Source organism: Pontibacter sp. JAM-7, from assembly GCF_048548695.2.
GTDB lineage: Bacteria > Pseudomonadota > Gammaproteobacteria > Pseudomonadales > Balneatricaceae > Neptuniibacter.
In genome coordinates this window covers 230,018-246,914 of record NZ_JBLYIF020000003.1, presented here as the reverse complement: position 1 = coordinate 246,914, position 16,897 = coordinate 230,018, and the positions used below count along the sequence as shown (strand labels likewise).

At 49.7% G+C, this 16,897-nt stretch carries 17 protein-coding genes and 1 tRNA gene; 6 read left to right on the top strand and 12 right to left on the bottom strand.

Annotated features, from left to right (window positions below; all coding sequences use genetic code 11):
• Positions 1–18 precede the first annotated feature (18 nt).
• The 7 genes from flgF to ACFVYJ_RS05575 all read right to left on the bottom strand — a co-directional run bounded on the left by flgF (position 19) and on the right by ACFVYJ_RS05575 (position 6,520).
• Positions 19–762 carry a flagellar basal-body rod protein FlgF gene (gene flgF, locus ACFVYJ_RS05605; protein WP_419414058.1) on the bottom strand — a complete coding sequence of 248 codons (744 nt, stop codon included), beginning with the start codon at positions 760–762 and terminating at the stop codon, positions 19–21.
• A gap of 259 nt (positions 763–1,021) precedes the next feature.
• Positions 1,022–2,974, bottom strand: a complete 1,953-nt coding sequence (locus tag ACFVYJ_RS05600) for a flagellar hook protein FlgE (protein ID WP_419414057.1) — start codon at positions 2,972–2,974, stop codon at positions 1,022–1,024.
• A gap of 12 nt (positions 2,975–2,986) precedes the next feature.
• Positions 2,987–3,691: a flagellar hook assembly protein FlgD gene (locus ACFVYJ_RS05595; RefSeq protein WP_419414056.1), complete on the bottom strand. Its 705-nt coding sequence runs from the start codon at positions 3,689–3,691 to the stop codon at positions 2,987–2,989.
• Positions 3,692–3,709: 18 nt separating this feature from the next.
• Positions 3,710–4,141: a flagellar basal body rod protein FlgC gene (gene flgC, locus ACFVYJ_RS05590; RefSeq protein WP_419414055.1), complete on the bottom strand. Its 432-nt coding sequence runs from the start codon at positions 4,139–4,141 to the stop codon at positions 3,710–3,712.
• A 2-nt stretch (positions 4,142–4,143) separates the two neighbouring features.
• Positions 4,144–4,545, bottom strand: coding sequence for a flagellar basal body rod protein FlgB (gene flgB, locus ACFVYJ_RS05585; RefSeq protein WP_419414054.1), 402 nt, complete (start codon positions 4,543–4,545; stop codon positions 4,144–4,146).
• Between the two features lie 165 nt (positions 4,546–4,710).
• Positions 4,711–5,559 (bottom strand): CheR family methyltransferase, encoded by an 849-nt coding sequence (locus ACFVYJ_RS05580; RefSeq protein ID WP_419414053.1) that lies wholly within the window; start codon positions 5,557–5,559, stop codon positions 4,711–4,713.
• A 28-nt stretch (positions 5,560–5,587) separates the two neighbouring features.
• On the bottom strand, positions 5,588–6,520 hold the full coding sequence (locus ACFVYJ_RS05575; RefSeq protein WP_419414052.1) for a chemotaxis protein CheV: 933 nt from the start codon (positions 6,518–6,520) through the stop codon (positions 5,588–5,590).
• Between the two features lie 85 nt (positions 6,521–6,605).
• Here ACFVYJ_RS05575 and flgA point away from each other — a divergent pair, with 85 nt between their 5' ends.
• The 5 genes from flgA (at position 6,606) to ACFVYJ_RS05550 (ending at position 8,717) form a co-directional block, all read left to right on the top strand.
• On the top strand, positions 6,606–7,298 hold the full coding sequence (gene flgA / locus ACFVYJ_RS05570; protein WP_419414051.1) for a flagellar basal body P-ring formation chaperone FlgA: 693 nt from the start codon (positions 6,606–6,608) through the stop codon (positions 7,296–7,298).
• A gap of 124 nt (positions 7,299–7,422) precedes the next feature.
• Positions 7,423–7,725: a flagellar biosynthesis anti-sigma factor FlgM gene (flgM, locus tag ACFVYJ_RS05565; protein ID WP_419414050.1), complete on the top strand. Its 303-nt coding sequence runs from the start codon at positions 7,423–7,425 to the stop codon at positions 7,723–7,725.
• Between the two features lie 33 nt (positions 7,726–7,758).
• Positions 7,759–8,220, top strand: coding sequence for a flagella synthesis protein FlgN (locus ACFVYJ_RS05560; RefSeq protein WP_419414049.1), 462 nt, complete (start codon positions 7,759–7,761; stop codon positions 8,218–8,220).
• A 56-nt stretch (positions 8,221–8,276) separates the two neighbouring features.
• Positions 8,277–8,353, top strand: a tRNA-Arg gene (locus tag ACFVYJ_RS05555).
• Positions 8,354–8,564: 211 nt separating this feature from the next.
• Positions 8,565–8,717, top strand: a complete 153-nt coding sequence (locus tag ACFVYJ_RS05550; protein ID WP_419414048.1) for a DUF2061 domain-containing protein — start codon at positions 8,565–8,567, stop codon at positions 8,715–8,717.
• 51 nt (positions 8,718–8,768) lie between these two features.
• Here ACFVYJ_RS05550 and ACFVYJ_RS05545 read toward each other — a convergent pair whose 3' ends face one another.
• A complete protein-coding gene (locus ACFVYJ_RS05545; RefSeq protein ID WP_419414047.1) occupies positions 8,769–10,367 on the bottom strand; it encodes a hypothetical protein in 1,599 nt (532 codons plus the stop codon).
• Between the two features lie 316 nt (positions 10,368–10,683).
• Here ACFVYJ_RS05545 and ACFVYJ_RS05540 point away from each other — a divergent pair, with 316 nt between their 5' ends.
• Entirely contained in the window at positions 10,684–11,607 is a 924-nt protein-coding gene (locus ACFVYJ_RS05540) for a histone deacetylase family protein (RefSeq protein ID WP_419414046.1), read from the top strand.
• Positions 11,608–11,665: 58 nt separating this feature from the next.
• Here the strand turns inward: ACFVYJ_RS05540 and ACFVYJ_RS05535 are convergent, their stop codons facing one another.
• The 4 genes from ACFVYJ_RS05535 to thiI all read right to left on the bottom strand — a co-directional run bounded on the left by ACFVYJ_RS05535 (position 11,666) and on the right by thiI (position 16,741).
• Positions 11,666–12,967: a sodium ion-translocating decarboxylase subunit beta gene (locus ACFVYJ_RS05535; protein WP_419414045.1), complete on the bottom strand. Its 1,302-nt coding sequence runs from the start codon at positions 12,965–12,967 to the stop codon at positions 11,666–11,668.
• A gap of 12 nt (positions 12,968–12,979) precedes the next feature.
• Positions 12,980–14,761 (bottom strand): sodium-extruding oxaloacetate decarboxylase subunit alpha, encoded by a 1,782-nt coding sequence (gene oadA, locus ACFVYJ_RS05530; RefSeq protein WP_419414044.1) that lies wholly within the window; start codon positions 14,759–14,761, stop codon positions 12,980–12,982.
• 52 nt (positions 14,762–14,813) lie between these two features.
• Positions 14,814–15,056 (bottom strand): OadG family protein, encoded by a 243-nt coding sequence (locus ACFVYJ_RS05525; RefSeq protein WP_419414043.1) that lies wholly within the window; start codon positions 15,054–15,056, stop codon positions 14,814–14,816.
• 218 nt (positions 15,057–15,274) lie between these two features.
• Positions 15,275–16,741 carry a tRNA uracil 4-sulfurtransferase ThiI gene (gene thiI / locus ACFVYJ_RS05520; protein ID WP_419414042.1) on the bottom strand — a complete coding sequence of 489 codons (1,467 nt, stop codon included), beginning with the start codon at positions 16,739–16,741 and terminating at the stop codon, positions 15,275–15,277.
• Between the last annotated feature and the right edge of the window lie 156 nt (positions 16,742–16,897).

Here is a 16,897-nt window from a genome sequence, read left to right as displayed (position 1 = left end):
ACTCTCCTCTGGTAATCATTAACTCAAACGTAAAATGGCGGCAGCCGCTTCAGAATTTTCCTGCGCGGTTTTCATCATGCGCACCTGCATCTCAAACTGACGCGAGGTCGTGATGATGCCGGTTAATTCATTAACTGCATTCACATTACTGGATTCGATATAACCGGAACGCACCCGCACATTCTGATCAGCGGGTAACGGTTGGGCATTATCAGTGACCATCAGGCCATCACGATCTTTAAACAAATTCTGACGATCCGGATTGACCAGTTTGATCTGATCTACCAGCACCAGCTGATTGGCATTGTCACCCAATGGCCGAACAGTGATCGTGCCGTCAGTGCCAATGTCCAGATTCTCAAAAGGGGGCAATATCACAGGAATGCCGCCATTGCCCATCACCGGTAAACCGCCGCCGGTCACCAGCTGATTATTGACATCCACTTGCAACTCACCGCCTCGGGTATAGGCTTCGGTTCCATCAGGCCGCTGCACTGTAATCCAGCCATCTCCGGCAATCGCCAGGTCAAGCTTACGACCGGTTTCAATCAGGGTACCGCTGGACATATCGGTGGCTGGCCTCTCCGTCTGGGCATACACCCGCGACGCATGACCGTCACCAAATACCTGCATGGCTCGCGCCTGGGCTAAGTCAGTTTTAAAACCTGTAGTATTCGCATTCGCCAGGTTATTGGCATGGGCTTGTTGTGCCAGCATATTTTCCCGGGCACCACTCATCGCCAAATACAGTACTTTATCCATTGCTGTCTGCCATTCAGTCAGGCCTTGCTTGCCACCTGATCATTAAAAACAAATACACTAAACACTAAATAGCAATCTATGTGCCAACAAAATAAAAAACATAAGATATTGATATAAAAGAAATAAAAAAACACAAAAGGCACAAAATTGCCGCTTTTGCCGATGGCAAACGGAAAACTTCGTCTAGAGAAGGGAAAAGTTTGTCCCATAAAAAAGGCCGTACGAAGTACGGCCTATAGGACGGCAAGTTGAGATCGGGTCAGATCTGCAAAATAGCCTGCGTCACGTTATTTAATGTTTCCAGGGTTTTTGAGTTCGCCTGGAAATTACGCTGTGCTTCAATCAGGCTTACCAGCTCTGCAGACAGGTCAACATTCGACTGCTCCAGTGCTGCTGAACGCAAGGTGCCGTTCAAACCAGTACCCGGTGGGTTGAGGATGGCATCACCAGACGTCAATGTTGCACTCCACTCGGTGTCACCCGCAGGTTGCAGCCCTGATTGGTTTTCAAACGTAGAGATAGCAACCACACCTAAGTTGGCATTTTGCCCATTGGAGAAGCTGGCAACCATCTCGCCGGTTTCACCAAAGCTCACGCCAATCAGGTCACCTTTGGTATATCCGTCCTGATTAGAGGCTTTTACAATAGAAGCCGAAGCAAACTGAGTGGAACCTTCCAGATCCAGGGAAATGTCAGTATTTGGGTCAGCCGGGTCAGCGCCATAGACCGTCAGCTTGGGCACAGCCGCACCTGCCACTACCGCATCACCATTAATCTCACTCAACAAACCGTTGGTCGGATTAAACTGCAACAAAACAGGACCAGCATCTGACACCGTAGCGGACTCACCCGGGTCATTGATTTTACCCAATTCCAGCTGCGTATCACCGTTCAAGTAGGCATAAGCGCGGTAGTAGCCCTGATAGGAGTTATCACCATTCACTATACTGGTTGGCTCATCGGCTGCCGCGCCATCTACGAACAGGCTGTTAGCAGCATCATCGGCAAACGCCAGCAGGTCATTGGCAACGTTCCCGACTTCAGACTTATAGGTTACGTTGATCTCACCAGAAGTGGAATCAAACAGCACAGACTGAACATCCGGGTTACGATCGATAATCAACGACTGCTGCGCCGCCAACTGATCACCGATGGTACTTTTGGCAGTACCGGTGGCGAACGAGAACGACACACCACCAAGTTCAAAATTTACATCGGAGGTCAGGTTACCCGAGGCATCAAACGCGCCGGCACCGTTAGCTTCAAACGAATAGGTATGCACTTCGTTGGATGGACGCTCGTCAGTTGACGTAGATTCCACCACCGCACCACCGGCAATGTTGTCTATTACCAGATCACCGTATTGGGTTGAGTCTGACTTAAATGTCACATTCAACTCATTATCTGCGGCATTGTAATTCACCAACAAAATACGTGGGTCGGCGGTCTGCAGGTCAGACAATACGGTAGGATCCAGATTGCCATCAGCGTCAAAATCAGCAGCAAAATCGACTGAGACATCAGAGATATCCAGACTGGTAGGGTCAGTATCAAAGGTGGTGGTACGAATCTCATTAACCGGGCGCTGCTCAACAAAGTTGAACTTGATGGTATGTTCGTTACCCAGGCTATCAAAGGTACGCACTGTGGTGCTGTAACTGAATGAACCCGGCTCATCCTTGTCGTATTCCGGCAGCAATTTGGTTTCATCCAGCCGCGCATCGATGTTAAACGACAGATCAATGGTTTCCGTCGCCTTTGGTGGGCTTTCTTTCTGGGTCACTGCCAGGTTGCCGATTGGCAGCCGGTTGCCCTGGTCATCCAGACCATAACCCTGCAGATACTTGCCTGACTTGGAAACGATAAAGCCATCTTTGTCCAACTCAAAGGAGCCAGCACGCGTGTAGGTGACACTGCCCTGCCCGTCATCAAGCTGAAAGAAACCGGAACCATTGATCGCTAAATCCAGGTTATTATTGGTGAACTCAATCGTCCCCGCCTGAAAGTCCTGCGCGATATCGGTTACCGTGACACCAGAGCCGGCGACGTTGGAGGAGCCTGCGCCCACAACTGCGGTGGCGTAAATATCACCAAACTCAGTCCGTGAGGATTTGAAACCCACGGTGCTTGCGTTAGCGATGTTGTTACCGGTGACATCAAGGTCAGTGCTTGCCGACTTCAGGCCTGTCACTGCTGTGTTGAAACCTGCCATTGATCTACCCTCTTATACGCCGATCTGTTCAACTTCGCTGACATCAAAGCTGCCAGCATTTGTATTCACTTTCATACCAATACCGTTTTCACCCAAGGTGACACTGTTCACAGTGTGTGCCATACGGGTGTCCATGGCCTGGTATTCACCATCCACCAACCGCTCTACCGTGAACGTAAAGTCACCCGGCGGAATCGTGGGCTGTCCGTCATCATCCAGTGGCATCTGCCAGGCAAAGTCATGACTGCCCTGCTGAACTGCACCCAAGTCCATGGTATCCACCAGCGATCCGCTGGAGTTATACACCCGGATACGAACGGCTGAGGCACTGCTATCCAATGTAAATGCCCCGTGTGCATATGGACTAGCAGCAGTACCCACTTCAACTGTATCTCCCGGCACATAGACTGAACGCCCAACCATGGACGATGCCTGCAACGCAGCCTGGCTAGTGAGCATTGATTGCGCCATATCCTTCACCGAGACATTCAACTGATTAATGCTCTCCACCTGAGACATGGTGGCAATTTGCTGCATAAAATCAGAGGTATCTGCAGGACTGGTTGGATCCTGATTACTCAATTGAGCGATCATCAGCCGCATAAACATATCGCTGTCTTCAGCCGCCTGCGTCGAGGTAGATGAACCGCTAGTTGTTTTGTTTTGGCTATTTATCTGCTCAAAAATATTCTGGTTAACGCCATTTACATTACTCATGGCTGCTACCTCTCACCCTTACTGCCCAAGCGACAGACTTTGCTGAATCATCTGCTTGGCCGTATTCATAATTTCAGTATTGATCTGGAACGAACGTGATGCCGAGATCATGTCAGCCATCTCTTCTACAACATTCACATTTGGGTAATAAACATAGCCGTTTTCATCCGCCATTGGGTGATCCGGGCTGTATTCCTGTCGTAACTCTGCCTGACTTTCAACAATTCCGTCGACCTGCACGCCTCGACCTGCGGGTGGTACTGATGCCCCGAGGGAATCCATACCCTGCACCTGCTGTACCGAAAAAACCGGTTTGCGTGCACGGTAGGTGGAATCAACACTGGAGCTAACGCTTTCAGCATTTGCCAGGTTACTGGCTGTGGTATTCAGCCGTATGGTCTGCGCATTCATGGCAGAGCCAGCAATTGCAAATACATTACTCAGTGACATATTTATTCACCCTTGATTGCAGATTTCAGACCCGTAATCTTACGGTTCAACAACTGGAAGGAAGCCTGATAGTCCATTGCGTTTTCTGTGTAGCGCGCCATTTCCTGCTGCAATTCAACGGTATTACCATCTACCGATGGCTGCTGCGGAAGACGGAACATCAGATCCGCTGCATAGTCAGGACTGAGCAGATCGGTCTGATGCGATGCATTAGTAACCGCAGGGCGCATTACCGGTTGCTGATCGACCATACCGTCCAGCACAGCCGCAAAATCAAGATCACGCGCTTTATAGTTTGGGGTATCAGCATTGGCAATATTGTTAGCCAGCACTTCCGCACGACGGCTGCGAAATAACACCGCATCATCATGAATACCCAGCGCTGACTCAAAATTAATTGCCATTTACTTGCCTCCAGATGGATCTGCAGGAAATAAAGCAAGCAGCGCACCAATTTTAATTTATCGTTATATATCAAATATATATAAATAAATGGTATTTATAGCGCTGTATAGAGGAAACAAAAGCGGCAAACCGGAACCGCTTTTTGCCGCCGGCGGCAAGAGAGATTAAAGCGCTTGATAAACAATGCCAGGGCGGCAATGCAACATGCGGTACTTATCATCCATGGCAGGTAAAAACTCGGATGCCCCGAGAAACAGATACCCACCAGGACGCAGGGAACCATGTAATTTGCGCAGGATTTCCAATTTTCGCTCACTGGAAAAGTAGATCAACACATTACGACAGAAAATAACATCAAACTTACCCAAGGACGTGTAAGCACCCAGCAAATTCAGTTGCTGAAAACGTACAGCTTGCCGCAGTTTGGTTTTTACCTGCCAACTGCCATTCACTGTCTGATCAAAAAAACGTTCCCGCTGCTCAGCAGTGAGCCCACGGCCCAGCGCTAGCATCTCATATTCACCGCGTTTCGCGGTCTCCAGAATTTGCGTAGATATATCTGTGGCGACAATCTCTACACTGGGCATACGTTGCCGACCGGAGCGCCGACACTCCTCCATAATCATGCTGATCGAGTATGGCTCCTGACCAGTAGCACAAGCGGCAGACCATATCCGTAAAGGTTGAGTGGGACGCTGTTCAACCAGCTCTGGCACCAATTTATTTTGCAGCAGAGTAAAAGGATGGGTGTCACGAAACCACAAGGTTTCATGGGTCGTCATTGCTTCGACAATCTGTTCTCGCAGCCGCATAGAACCTGGACGGCGCAGCATACTCAAGAGCGTCTTCAGGTCCGCACACTGGTTTGCACGCGCCAACTCCCGTAAACGGCTTTGCACCAGATACTGTTTATTATCAGTCAGCAAAATACCGCTATGTTCCTCAAGGAACTGGCGAAATTCACGGAAATCGTCCGCGGCAATCTGAAAACCGGGCGGTGGCGGCGTGAGCATGTTTTTTTTTCGACTCTAGGCGAACGACTTAACGTACTTGTTTTATCCGGTGGACCACAACCGATGCCAGCTCATCCGGATCAAACTTAGCCAGAAAACCATCCGCACCGACTTTTTTAACCATGGACACGTTGAAACCACCCGATAAAGAGGTATGTAATACAACATGCAGCTTGGACAGCGCATCATGCCCCTTGATCATCGATGTCAGGGTATAGCCATCCATCTCTGGCATCTCTATATCAGAGATAATCATCAGGAACATGGTGGATACATCGACTCCCTTATCCACCAATTGCATCAGGGTATCCCAGGCTTCACGGCCGTTATTACGCGCCATAACTTTGATACCCAGACTTTCCAGACTTCGCTGCATCTGATTGCGCGCCACTGCAGAGTCATCAACGATAAGAATCTGATAGTCCTGTGCCTGTTCGCGCACAGTGCTATCGGCAACCGTTTCGCTGACCTCTGTTTTCATTGGATACAAATCTGCCAAAATCTGCTCAACGTCGAGAATTTCAACCAGCTTGTCTTCATACTCAAAAATAGCGGTCAAATAATTTTCCACGCCGATTTCAGTCGGCGGCGGCATGATCTGATCCCAGTGGGTATTTAGAATACGATCAACACGGCGCACCAAAAACGCCAGTGTACGGCGGTTATATTCCGCAACAATCAGGAAACACTGGCGCTGCTCATCATGAGGAATGGGAGAACGGCCAACAGCTTCGGACAGGTCCAATACCGGAATGGTCTCGCCACGAATATGCGCCATCCCCTTAACTGATGAGGTCTGCCGCGGGACTTCCGTCAACTCCGGGCACTGCAGAACTTCACGTACTTTGAAGACATTGATGCCATACCGCTGCGGTGTTTCTAGACTAAACAGTAACAGCTCTAAACGGTTCTGCCCTACCATCTGGGTACGCAGGTTTACACTATCTAGGATACCTGACATGATCTCTTAATCCTGCAGAAAACATTAACTGAAGTTGATTGATCGCTGTGATCTTTTGCCGCACCAGCCCAAACGGAAGCGCCCCGTGAAACACCTCCGACTGATCTGCCTGTCAGCTCTCATCCCGTTATTATCGGCATCTGAGTTCTGTTCTGCAGCACTATCAGCCATCGAATTGGAAAGTCTGGCAAAACAGCATCTGCTGCAACATTACCGTAACCTCACACCAGACGCTCGCATAGAGGTCAAGATCAGTCCAATCAACCGCGCAGTAAAACTCAAAAAATGCAGTCGGCCCGTGCATTTTGGCACTCCGCGGGGCAATGGCCACCGTATCAGCCTGAAGGCGTTTTGCCCAATGCCTTTTTGGCAATTGTATGTGGCCGCAGAAGTATATCTCTATGCCCCGGTAGTTATCACCCGTAAAAGTTTACCACGCAACAGTGCTTTATCTGCGGCTAACGTGATGCTCAAAGAAGCGGACATCACCAATCAATCCAGTTATTTTTCAGATATTGCCACCCTCAATGGCTGGAGCACCAAACGCAGCCTGGCTGCAGAAACTGTACTCACCGCCGATATGCTGAAACAGCCCGTTGCTATTCAACGCAATGATGCCGTTTTAATCGAAGCAAAGCGTCAGCATGTCAGTATTCGTGTACCTGGCACCGCGCTTGAAGACGGCGCTGTAGGCGAACAAATTCGGGTCAGAAATGACCAATCTGGCATAGAAATCAAAGGGATAATTACGGCCCCTGGACAAGTCCGGGTGCCTTGACCAGATACCGCTGGCCTCAGGCCCGGAAATTTATTAAAATTTTCACGAAAGATACCCTTTTAAGCTAAAGTCGCGGCGGTATCTGCCGATGTAAGTGGGTAGATACATTTATGAGGATGGAATCATGTCGATAAATCTGACTGGGATGACAGCTGCACAGCTGAATAGCTCCCGTGCACAGAACAACGACAACGGTCAATCCAAAGGCGTTTCAGTACCGGGTGCTGAAACTGCGCCTCAAGGGGACACAGTAATGATCAGTGATGCAGCGCAATCACTGAAAGATATTGCAACTTCTCTGGCAGGCGCACCTGAGGTTGATTCAGACCGTGTCGCTGCTATTCAAGCCGCTCTTGCAGAGGGCAGCTACAGTATTAATGCTGATAAAATTGCTGAAAAAATGCTGCAACAGGACGAGGCATTTTAACTTTTTATGCTCTCGCCCTCGCAGCAGCAACAATTGACCGCACTTCTTCAAGAAGGCATCAAGCTTCTGCAAACACTTGACCAAGTCTACGATGCTGAACTCGAGATCCTTAGCCAACAGGATCTCGATGCTCTCAGCGACATCACACAGCGTAAAACTTCCCTGCTCACTGAATTTCAACAATTTCGCGTCAAACGCACCGAGTTACTGAGTAGCTATGGTATTAACAGCCCTATTAATGGTTACCGTTTACCGGAATCCGAACCAGCAAGTTCACTGCAGCCAGAACTATCACAGGCCGTGACAGAACTAGAAAATCAGCTGCAGCAAATGCAACGCAAAAACACCCGCAATGAAACTGTTATCTCCCGCAGTCAACGCAATGTACAACAGCTGTTAGCTATCATTCGCGGTCAGCGCCAGGAAGACAAGCTATACGACCAATCAGGTAGTGCCGGACTGTATAAAGCGCAAAGCCGTATCGGTAAAGCCTGAAAAAGCCATGACACTGCCCCCATCACTGGGTACAATCACGCCGTCCATTTTGACATGTCCCAGTAGCTCAGGTGGATAGAGCGGTCCCCTCCTAAGGGACAGGCCAGGGGTTCAAATCCTCTCTGGGACACCATCCCTTCCTCTATGTCATTTTCAGCTGCACAGCCAACCCTATAACGTCCCTGTGCGCAAAAAACTCAAGATACACTGAGCGATACAACTAATCTGACCAACCCTGCACGCATATAAGCCAAATAAATTGAAATCATATTATCAATAAATTTTAACTTTTAATGTGCGTTTTATACTCCGGCTTTAATCTTCAGAAAGCGGAATAGGGGGTCATGTCTAACACAGTGTCTTGCGCCTTTATCCATTTCACCATTGCCTTAGGCGTAAACTACATCATGACCGGCAATCGGCTGGCAGGCAGTGCTGCTGCATTAGACGCACCCGCTATCAATACCGCAGCTTTCTATCTACATGAACAGTTTTGACAGCAACCAACCACTAGCTGTCGATCTCGATCAGCCTGCCCCCCCTGAGTCTTAGCGCAACAGGTTACCCAGGCTTCCTGGCGGCAACTCATCAATGCCACGGTGTAGAAGGATTTTGAGCTGCTGCTGCTTCTCCTGCACATCGGTATCCAGCACCATTCGAGAAGCAAGCTTCAGGTAGCGCTCTACCATACGTAAACGCTCGTGACGCTTTTCCTGAGAATCACGAGCGGATTCAAGAAACAGCTGGGCCAAGTTGAGCAACGCAGTAGGGTTGGCTGAATCATATTCCGTAGCCAGACCAAAGTATTTCAGTGCCTCTGGCATACGCCCGGCTAAGTAACTCTTAACACCCTGACGGTTAACCTTACGGCTCATTGCTTCATCCCTAACCGGTGGTGCGGCCATCTCCTGCTGAATCGGTTTATCCAGCACCGGAATACGATCTCCAGTCACCGTCAACAGTTCCCTACCCAGGTCCAGAGGTACAGCCAGTTCCGCATTTGCTCTTTGTGCCTCACGGGAGCACTGGCTGGCACCCTCAACGTCCCCCATCTGCTGCAACATCTCACTGCGCAACAATGAAGCTTGTACACGCAAACGCTGATCCCGTGGAAAAGCCTTAAAGGCTTCACTGACCAGCTTATCAAAGCTGCTATAGAGCTCTTCCTGCTTTAGTTCGGAGTGAGTTGCCAGCTCCAACCGCCTGATATTGGCCAATTTCAAATAAGGCTCGGGGGATCGATAACAGCTATGCCTGCCCAGCACGATAGATTTCTTATACGCACTGGATGCCATATCCAGCTGTTTAGCTTGGGTCGCGACCCGTCCCAAATTCATCTGCCGGGGTATCCCCATTGGCGCAATGCTGACCGCGTTACTCAACGTATCCAGGGCCGAATCCAGGTCACCTAGCTGCTCATAGGTTTTAGATAATAGGTCATAAGCCGGAATATAGAGCGGATATTGCGTAATCAAATGGGTAAGGAGCCGCTCAGCATCACGTGCCTTGCCCTGCTCAAGCATGGCGGATGCATATAAAGCAGCAGCCTCTTTATCATGCCGGTCAGAATACATTTTACCGGCGGTGCGCTCAGCAAGATGGGGCTGTCCCGCCTGTAGTTGCAGCCGGGCCAGCGTGAGACAGGCAGCATCATACTCATCATCGTAAGGCGCAAAAGCATTGCGGCAATACTGCATCGCCTGCTGTAACTCCCCTTTTTCAACCAACTCTTCAACCGGTGCAAACAGCTGTTTACGTGTCAGTATATAATCCAACCGCTGTTTGAGGACTTCACTAGAGAAAGGTTTGGTCAACAGAGCGTCGGGGCGACTGTCTACTGCATGCAGGATTAATTCCTGTGCGGCATCCCCGGTCATGAATACCCAACAGGCGGTAGGTTTGATATAGCCGCGATATCGACACTCTTCGAGAAGCTGTACGCCGGAGTAACTATCACTGCTATTATGGCCCAGCAGAATAACATCGTAATCGTCTTCTGAAATTACCGATGTGACCCGGGAAGTAATGGTGACAGCCTTAAGATTGACCACACCCATACTGCGCAGCATATAGAACAGCGTCGCACGCATATTACCGCTGCTATCGATCAGCAAAACCTGCTTATCGGAATAATCCACCTGCGCCACTGATCTATTCCATCTCCCGAGAAGGGTTCAGTATAAAAGGGCAAGGCAGGAGACAAAAGGCCAGAATGTCTCTAACGAGCGGAAAACTCTGTTTGGCACAAACAAACCAGCAGATAAAAAAACACCGCGCCTTGGGTGAAAGACACGGTGTAATCAGTTCTATGCTGAAGCTGAAGCATAAACCATACTCAGGGAGTGAATGCTGACCTAGATCAAATATCAGCGCACTAACCAAGAGTAAGCTGAGTGGTATAATTGGGTGGGTGCATCCCCCTGTTTCAGCCAGATTACAAAATAACTACAAAAGTGAGATCTTATGACTACTGCCTTTATCTCTCACGAGGATTGCGGATTACATAATATGGGGCCTGAGCACCCAGAAAGTCCGATACGCCTGATCGCAATCCGCAAAGTACTGGAAAAAACCGGCCTCATCCAAGAGCTGGAACAGTTACAGTCCGTACATATCCTGCCGGAGCAGATTCAACTGGCGCATGCTGAACTGCATCAGAAACGGCTGGAAATGAAGCTACCCGACAGCGGTGTAATCTACACCGATGAGGATACGGCACTCTGCCCTGATTCACTGCATGCTGCCAGCCTGGCAGCCGGCTCTGCCGTCATGGCGGTTAACCGGGTACTGGCAGGCAAGGCCAATAATGCATTCTGTGCTGTTCGGCCTCCAGGGCACCACGCTGAACACAACCTGCCAATGGGTTTTTGTTTTTACAACAACGTAGCGATTGCTGCCATGCATGCCCTGCAGCAGCCTGGTATAGAGCGTGTCGCCATATGCGACTTCGATGTTCACCACGGCAACGGTACAGTCGATATCTTCAAGGATCGGCCAGAAGTACTGGTCTGCTCAAGCTTCCAACATCCATACTATCCAGAACGATATAGTGAAATTCTGCGGGACAATATCATCAACTGTCCAATGGACGCCCACTCAGGCAGCCAGGTATTCCGCACACTGGTTGAATCACGCTGGCTACCAGCATTACAACAACACAAACCTGACATGATTCTGGTCTCTGCCGGATTTGATGCGCATCATGAAGACCCGATGGCAGATATCAAACTGGATGAAGAAGATTATGCCTGGGTTACCCGCCTGCTGTGCGATACCGCACGCACCTACAGTAACGGCCGAATCGTGTCCGTACTGGAAGGGGGTTACAACCCGATCTCGCTGGCCTTCAGTGTACAGGCCCACCTGGAAGTGCTGGCGGGCTACTAAGCCCGAATCTAAACAAAAAAAGGGCTGCAATTGCAGCCCTTTTTTATCAGCCTAACCCTTAGCCGACGAACTTAATCATCACGCCCGCGGCAACAGCAGACCCGATAACACCGGCCACATTTGGCCCCATCGCATGCATCAACAGGAAGTTCTGTGGATTAGCTTCCAGACCCAGCTTGTTGGATACACGCGCAGCCATAGGCACAGCAGACACCCCCGCCGAACCAATCAATGGGTTGATAGCATTACCACCGGCCAGCTTGTTCATGATTTTCGCCATCAGTACCCCACAAGCAGTACCAAGGCCGAACGCCACAATACCCAGCGCAAGAATGCCTAGGGTCTGGAAGTCCAGGAACTTATCCGCAGACAGTTTCGAACCAACAGACAGACCCAGGAAAATGGTGACGATATTGATCAACGCATTCTGAGCAGTATCACTCAGGCGATCAACCACACCAGACTCACGCATCAGGTTACCAAAACAGAACATACCCAACAGAGGTGCAGCATCCGGCAATAGCAAAGCCACCAGAATCAAAAGCACTACAGGGAACATGATCTTTTCAGTGCGTGACACATGACGTAGCTGGCTCATCGAAATCTTACGCTCAGCTTCAGTAGTCAGTGCGCGCATGATTGGCGGCTGAATCAAAGGCACCAACGCCATGTAAGAGTATGCCGCGACAGCAATTGCACCCAGCAGGTGCGGTGCCAGCAAGCTGGTTACATAGATGGCGGTCGGACCATCAGCACCACCGATGATGCCAATCGCAGCCGCTTCCTGGATATTGAAATCCATGATGCCAAGTGTAGTCAGGCCCACTGCACCCATAACGGTTGCAAAGATACCAAACTGCGCAGCAGCGCCCAAAAACAGTGTTTTAGGGTTCGCCAGCAACGGACCAAAGTCGGTCATGGCACCCACACCCATAAAGATCAGCAACGGTGCAGCACCAGAAGCAATCGCCACAGTGTAGAAGTTATACAGCATGCCATTGTTATAGCCCGAATCCAGAGCGATATTCACCGCTTCAGAATGCACTGCAGCTGAGGCCGCATGGTAGGCATGCAAAATATCATGCGGATCAAGACTGCTGATACTTAACACTCCTGCCAGTGCCGAGAGCACTTCCGGCCTAGCAAAGTGAACTGCGTTTTCTACCGCGGAATAGGCCAAGCCTGCTTCCGGGATATTCGCCATGATACCGCCAAAGCCGATTGGCACCAGCAGCAGAGGCTCAAAGTTTTTCTTGATAGCCAGATAGAGCAAACCAAGCCCTACCAGGATCATAATAAACTGACCACCGGAGATATTGTAAACCCCGGAAGCCACCCATAACTGGACTAGCTTATCCATTGATTTACATCCTTATGCCAGGGTCAACAGGCTGTCACCAACCTGAACAGCATCGCCTTCCTTCACGTCAACAGAAACCACTGTACCTGAACGAGCAGCACGTACTTCAGTTTCCATTTTCATCGCTTCCAGAATAACCAGCACGTCACCTTCCTGAATTGCCTGGCCAGCAGCAACCTCAACTTTCCAGATGTTGCCCGCCAGCGGCGCAGGGACGGATTCAGCTTCACCTGCAGGTGCAGCAGCAGGAGCAGCGGGTGCAGCAGCAGGTGCTACCGCAGTCACATCACCACCTTCAGACACCTGAACAACATAGCTCTGATTGTTAACAGTGATGGTATAAACTTGTGGTCCGGTAGATTTAGGTGCAGCCATTGCTTGTGCGTCCTCTAAAGTCGGTGCAGGTTCAAATGCGTCTGGGTTGCCACGGTTTTCCAGGAACTTCAGTCCGATCTGTGGGAACAGCGCATAGGTCAGAACATCGTCAATTTCGTTTTCGCCACTGGTCAGAGCAATGCCTTTCTCATCAGCAATGCCACGCAACTCTGTGACCAGCTTATCCATTTCATCTTCCAGCATATCCGCTGGACGACAGGTGATCGCTTCACCACCATCCAGAACACGCGCCTGCAGCTCTGCATTGTAAGCAGCCGGTGCCGCACCGTATTCACCTTTCAGGATACCCTGCACTTCCTTGGAGATAGTCTTATAACGCTCGCCCATCAGGACGTTGATAACAGCCTGAGTACCAACGATCTGAGAGGTAGGTGTTACCAGCGGGATCCAACCCAGGTCTTCACGTACACGGGGGATCTCAGCCAGCACGTCGTCAAACTTGTCTGCAGCACCCTGCTGTTTGAGCTGGCTTTCCATGTTGGTTAGCATGCCACCCGGCACCTGGGCCACCAGGATACGCGAATCAGTACCGCGTAATGAACCTTCAAACTGGGCGTATTTCTTCCGCACTTCACGGAAGTACGCGGCAATTTCTTCCAGTTGCAGCAGGTCAAGTCCGGTGTCACGCTCAGTGCCTGCCAGCGCCGCTACAACGGATTCAGTTGACGTGTGACCATAGGTCATAGACATGGAAGAAATTGCGGTATCCACACGATCGATACCGGCTTCAACAGACTTCAGGATAGTCATATCAGATAAGCCTGAAGTTGCGTGCGCATGCAACTGAACTTCCAATTGAGTCTGAGCTTTCAGACGGGACACCAGATCAAATGCATCATAAGGTGTCAGAATACCTGACATATCTTTGATGTTAATGGAGTCGGCACCCATATCTTCCAGGGTCTTGGCATAGTCGACCCACATGTCGATGGTGTGCACCGGGCTCTTAGTATAAGAAATAGTACCCTGCGCATGTTTACCGGTGCCTTTCACCGCCTTGATCGCGGTTTCTAGATTACGGGGGTCGTTCATCGCATCAAAGATACGGAATACGTCCACGCCGTTGGTCGCCGCACGCTCAACAAACTTATTAACCACATCATCAGCATAATGGCGGTAGCCGAGAAGATTCTGGCCACGCAGCAGCATCTGCTGTTTGGTGTTAGGCATCGCCTGTTTCAGGAGACGAATACGCTCCCAGGGGTCTTCGCCAATGAAGCGAATACAGGAATCGAAGGTCGCGCCGCCCCAGCTTTCCAGGGACCAGTAACCAACCTTGTCCAGTTTTTCAGCGATTGGCAACATATCATCAATTCGCATACGAGTTGCGAACAGGGACTGATGCGCGTCACGCAGAACAACATCAGTAATGCCAAGAGGTTTTTTTGCATCGGTCATGGGAAATGGCCTTTTTTATATGCTTTTCAGTTTATTCTTCTCAGTTACGCGATTATTTACCGCGAAACTTATGCACAGCTGCAGTCATTACAGCAATCAATTCATCCTGATTATTTCCTGCTGCCGCTGTAGCAGCTACCGGCTTCTTTTTCGGTATTGCCGGGGCTTCAGGGAATAGCTTGCCAACAACCTTAGACATACCGGTCGTAGCAATGACGAGCAAGGTCAGAAAAACAACGACAAAGCCCATGCCGAAGACCAATAAGGATAGGCCTTCTGAAAGCAGATTATCCATCGAATGGGTGCTCCTTTTATTGTCCCCAGATGTCAGATGAACGGGCTTGTGGCCCTAATTGTTGACACAATCTCACAGCTGACGGATGTACTGGTTTTAGATGGACCCCAATTAAACCCGATTTTTTTTACTCAGGCAACACAAGCAATTTACTTTATTTATCAGCAGGAAAGCCGAACTTGGGCTCATTTCGCTGTATTTTTACTACAAGAATTCCCTTACTTTTTACTCGTATTTGGCCGGAATACCTTGATATTACTGAAGCCTTTTTCTTGTAGTTGCTGCGCCTGAAGCTGACTCATGACCCCTTTTTCACAATAAAGCAGATATTCTTTGTCTTTTTCCAACGTTTCAGCAACCTGATCCATTTTGTAAAAAGGCACACATAAAATGTCGCACCCCGGCATATTAAGCGGCTTTTTCTCCTGCTCATGCGGCGCTCGCACATCCACAATCACCTGATTCTCACCCACCTTGGTCAGGGCTTCGATCTCAGCATGTACCGCCATATTTTCAACAATGTCATCGATACTGATCACTTCAACCCGTTCCAATGAACGCTGCAGTACCTCGAAATCGAAATGTGCCTCTTCTTTTTCAACCCGTTCACGACGAGCATGAGTGGTCGGCTTGTCTGAAATTACACCGCAATATTCTGGCATATTACTTGCGAACTCAAAGGCACCAATTTTACGGGTAATATCAATAATGTCCTGCTTATCCATCGTCACCAATGGACGAATAACCAGTTTATCCGTAGCGGAATCTATTAACGCCAGGTTAGGCAGTGTCTGACTCGACACCTGAGCAATACTTTCACCGGTCACCAGCGCCTCAACACCCATTTTGTCGGCGACCTGCTCTGCAACGCGCAGCATCATTCGCTTAAGAATGACCCCCATATGCGAGTGGTCAACACTCTGCAGGATCTCGCCGACGACTTCATCAAAAGGCACCGTGATGAACTTTACCCGGGCGGAAGAACCAAATTTCTGCCACAAGTACAACGCAACCTGCTTAACACCTATCTCATGCGCATGACCACCCAGGTTAAAAAACAGGAAGTGGGTTTTACAGCCCCTGCGCATAGTCATATAACTGGCAACGATTGAATCAAACCCACCTGAAATAAGAGACAGTGTTGCCTCCTGGGTACCCAATGGGAAACCACCCTGTCCCATGTAAGTATTGGCAACCACAAACAGCTTGTCGTTATTAATCTCCAGATCAACGAACACATCTGGTTTGTGGACATCAACACCCGCAGCTTCAGAGTGCTGACGAAGACCACCCCCTACATAGCGTTCCACATCCACTGAACGAAATTCATGCTTACCACTGCGCTTGACCCGGACTTTGAACGTTTTACCTTTCAGGCGTTCCGCATAAGCATTCAAGGCATGTTCATAGATGTCATGGAAGTCGCCTAATGCAAACTCTGACACTTCCACATAACTGTGAATGCCAGGCGTGCGGCCTAACAGGTCAACAATACTGGCCGTCAATGCGTCATCCTGACCCGGGTATTCCACCTCTACCTTATCCCAATGCCCTGCCACCTTAATTTTCTCATCATAACGCAGCAGCATATTCTGTAAGTTACTGCGCAATCGCTGAATGAGACGCTTGCGGACAGGACGGCTTTTGACCGTGATTTCAGGAAACAGACGCAGAATAAATTTCATATCGGGATACCGGGACAGTCGGAGAGCTTACGAAAGGCGCAGATTATAATGATAACTGCTTTTGAGATACAGCTGAGGGGTGGCGCGCCCGGCACGATTCGAACGTGCGACCGCCTGGTTCGTAGCCAGGTACTCTATCCAGCTGAGCTACGGGCG

Bases quoted from the DNA above. Each gene is read 5' to 3' on its own strand.
- ACFVYJ_RS05580 (WP_419414053.1), bottom strand. From the start codon at position 5,559: ATGCTCACGCCGCCACCGCCCGGTTTTCAGATTGCCGCGGACGATTTC.
- ACFVYJ_RS05595 (WP_419414056.1), bottom strand. From the start codon at position 3,691: ATGAGTAATGTAAATGGCGTTAACCAGAATATTTTTGAGCAGATAAAT.
- flgF (WP_419414058.1), bottom strand. From the start codon at position 762: ATGGATAAAGTACTGTATTTGGCGATGAGTGGTGCCCGGGAAAATATG.
- ACFVYJ_RS05540 (WP_419414046.1), top strand. From the start codon at position 10,684: ATGACTACTGCCTTTATCTCTCACGAGGATTGCGGATTACATAATATG.
- ACFVYJ_RS05550 (WP_419414048.1), top strand. From the start codon at position 8,565: ATGTCTAACACAGTGTCTTGCGCCTTTATCCATTTCACCATTGCCTTA.
- ACFVYJ_RS05600 (WP_419414057.1), bottom strand. From the start codon at position 2,974: ATGGCAGGTTTCAACACAGCAGTGACAGGCCTGAAGTCGGCAAGCACT.
- ACFVYJ_RS05535 (WP_419414045.1), bottom strand. From the start codon at position 12,967: ATGGATAAGCTAGTCCAGTTATGGGTGGCTTCCGGGGTTTACAATATC.
- thiI (WP_419414042.1), bottom strand. From the start codon at position 16,741: ATGAAATTTATTCTGCGTCTGTTTCCTGAAATCACGGTCAAAAGCCGT.
- ACFVYJ_RS05575 (WP_419414052.1), bottom strand. From the start codon at position 6,520: ATGTCAGGTATCCTAGATAGTGTAAACCTGCGTACCCAGATGGTAGGG.
- flgC (WP_419414055.1), bottom strand. From the start codon at position 4,141: ATGTCACTGAGTAATGTATTTGCAATTGCTGGCTCTGCCATGAATGCG.
- oadA (WP_419414044.1), bottom strand. From the start codon at position 14,761: ATGACCGATGCAAAAAAACCTCTTGGCATTACTGATGTTGTTCTGCGT.
- ACFVYJ_RS05525 (WP_419414043.1), bottom strand. From the start codon at position 15,056: ATGGATAATCTGCTTTCAGAAGGCCTATCCTTATTGGTCTTCGGCATG.
- flgB (WP_419414054.1), bottom strand. From the start codon at position 4,545: ATGGCAATTAATTTTGAGTCAGCGCTGGGTATTCATGATGATGCGGTG.
- flgM (WP_419414050.1), top strand. From the start codon at position 7,423: ATGTCGATAAATCTGACTGGGATGACAGCTGCACAGCTGAATAGCTCC.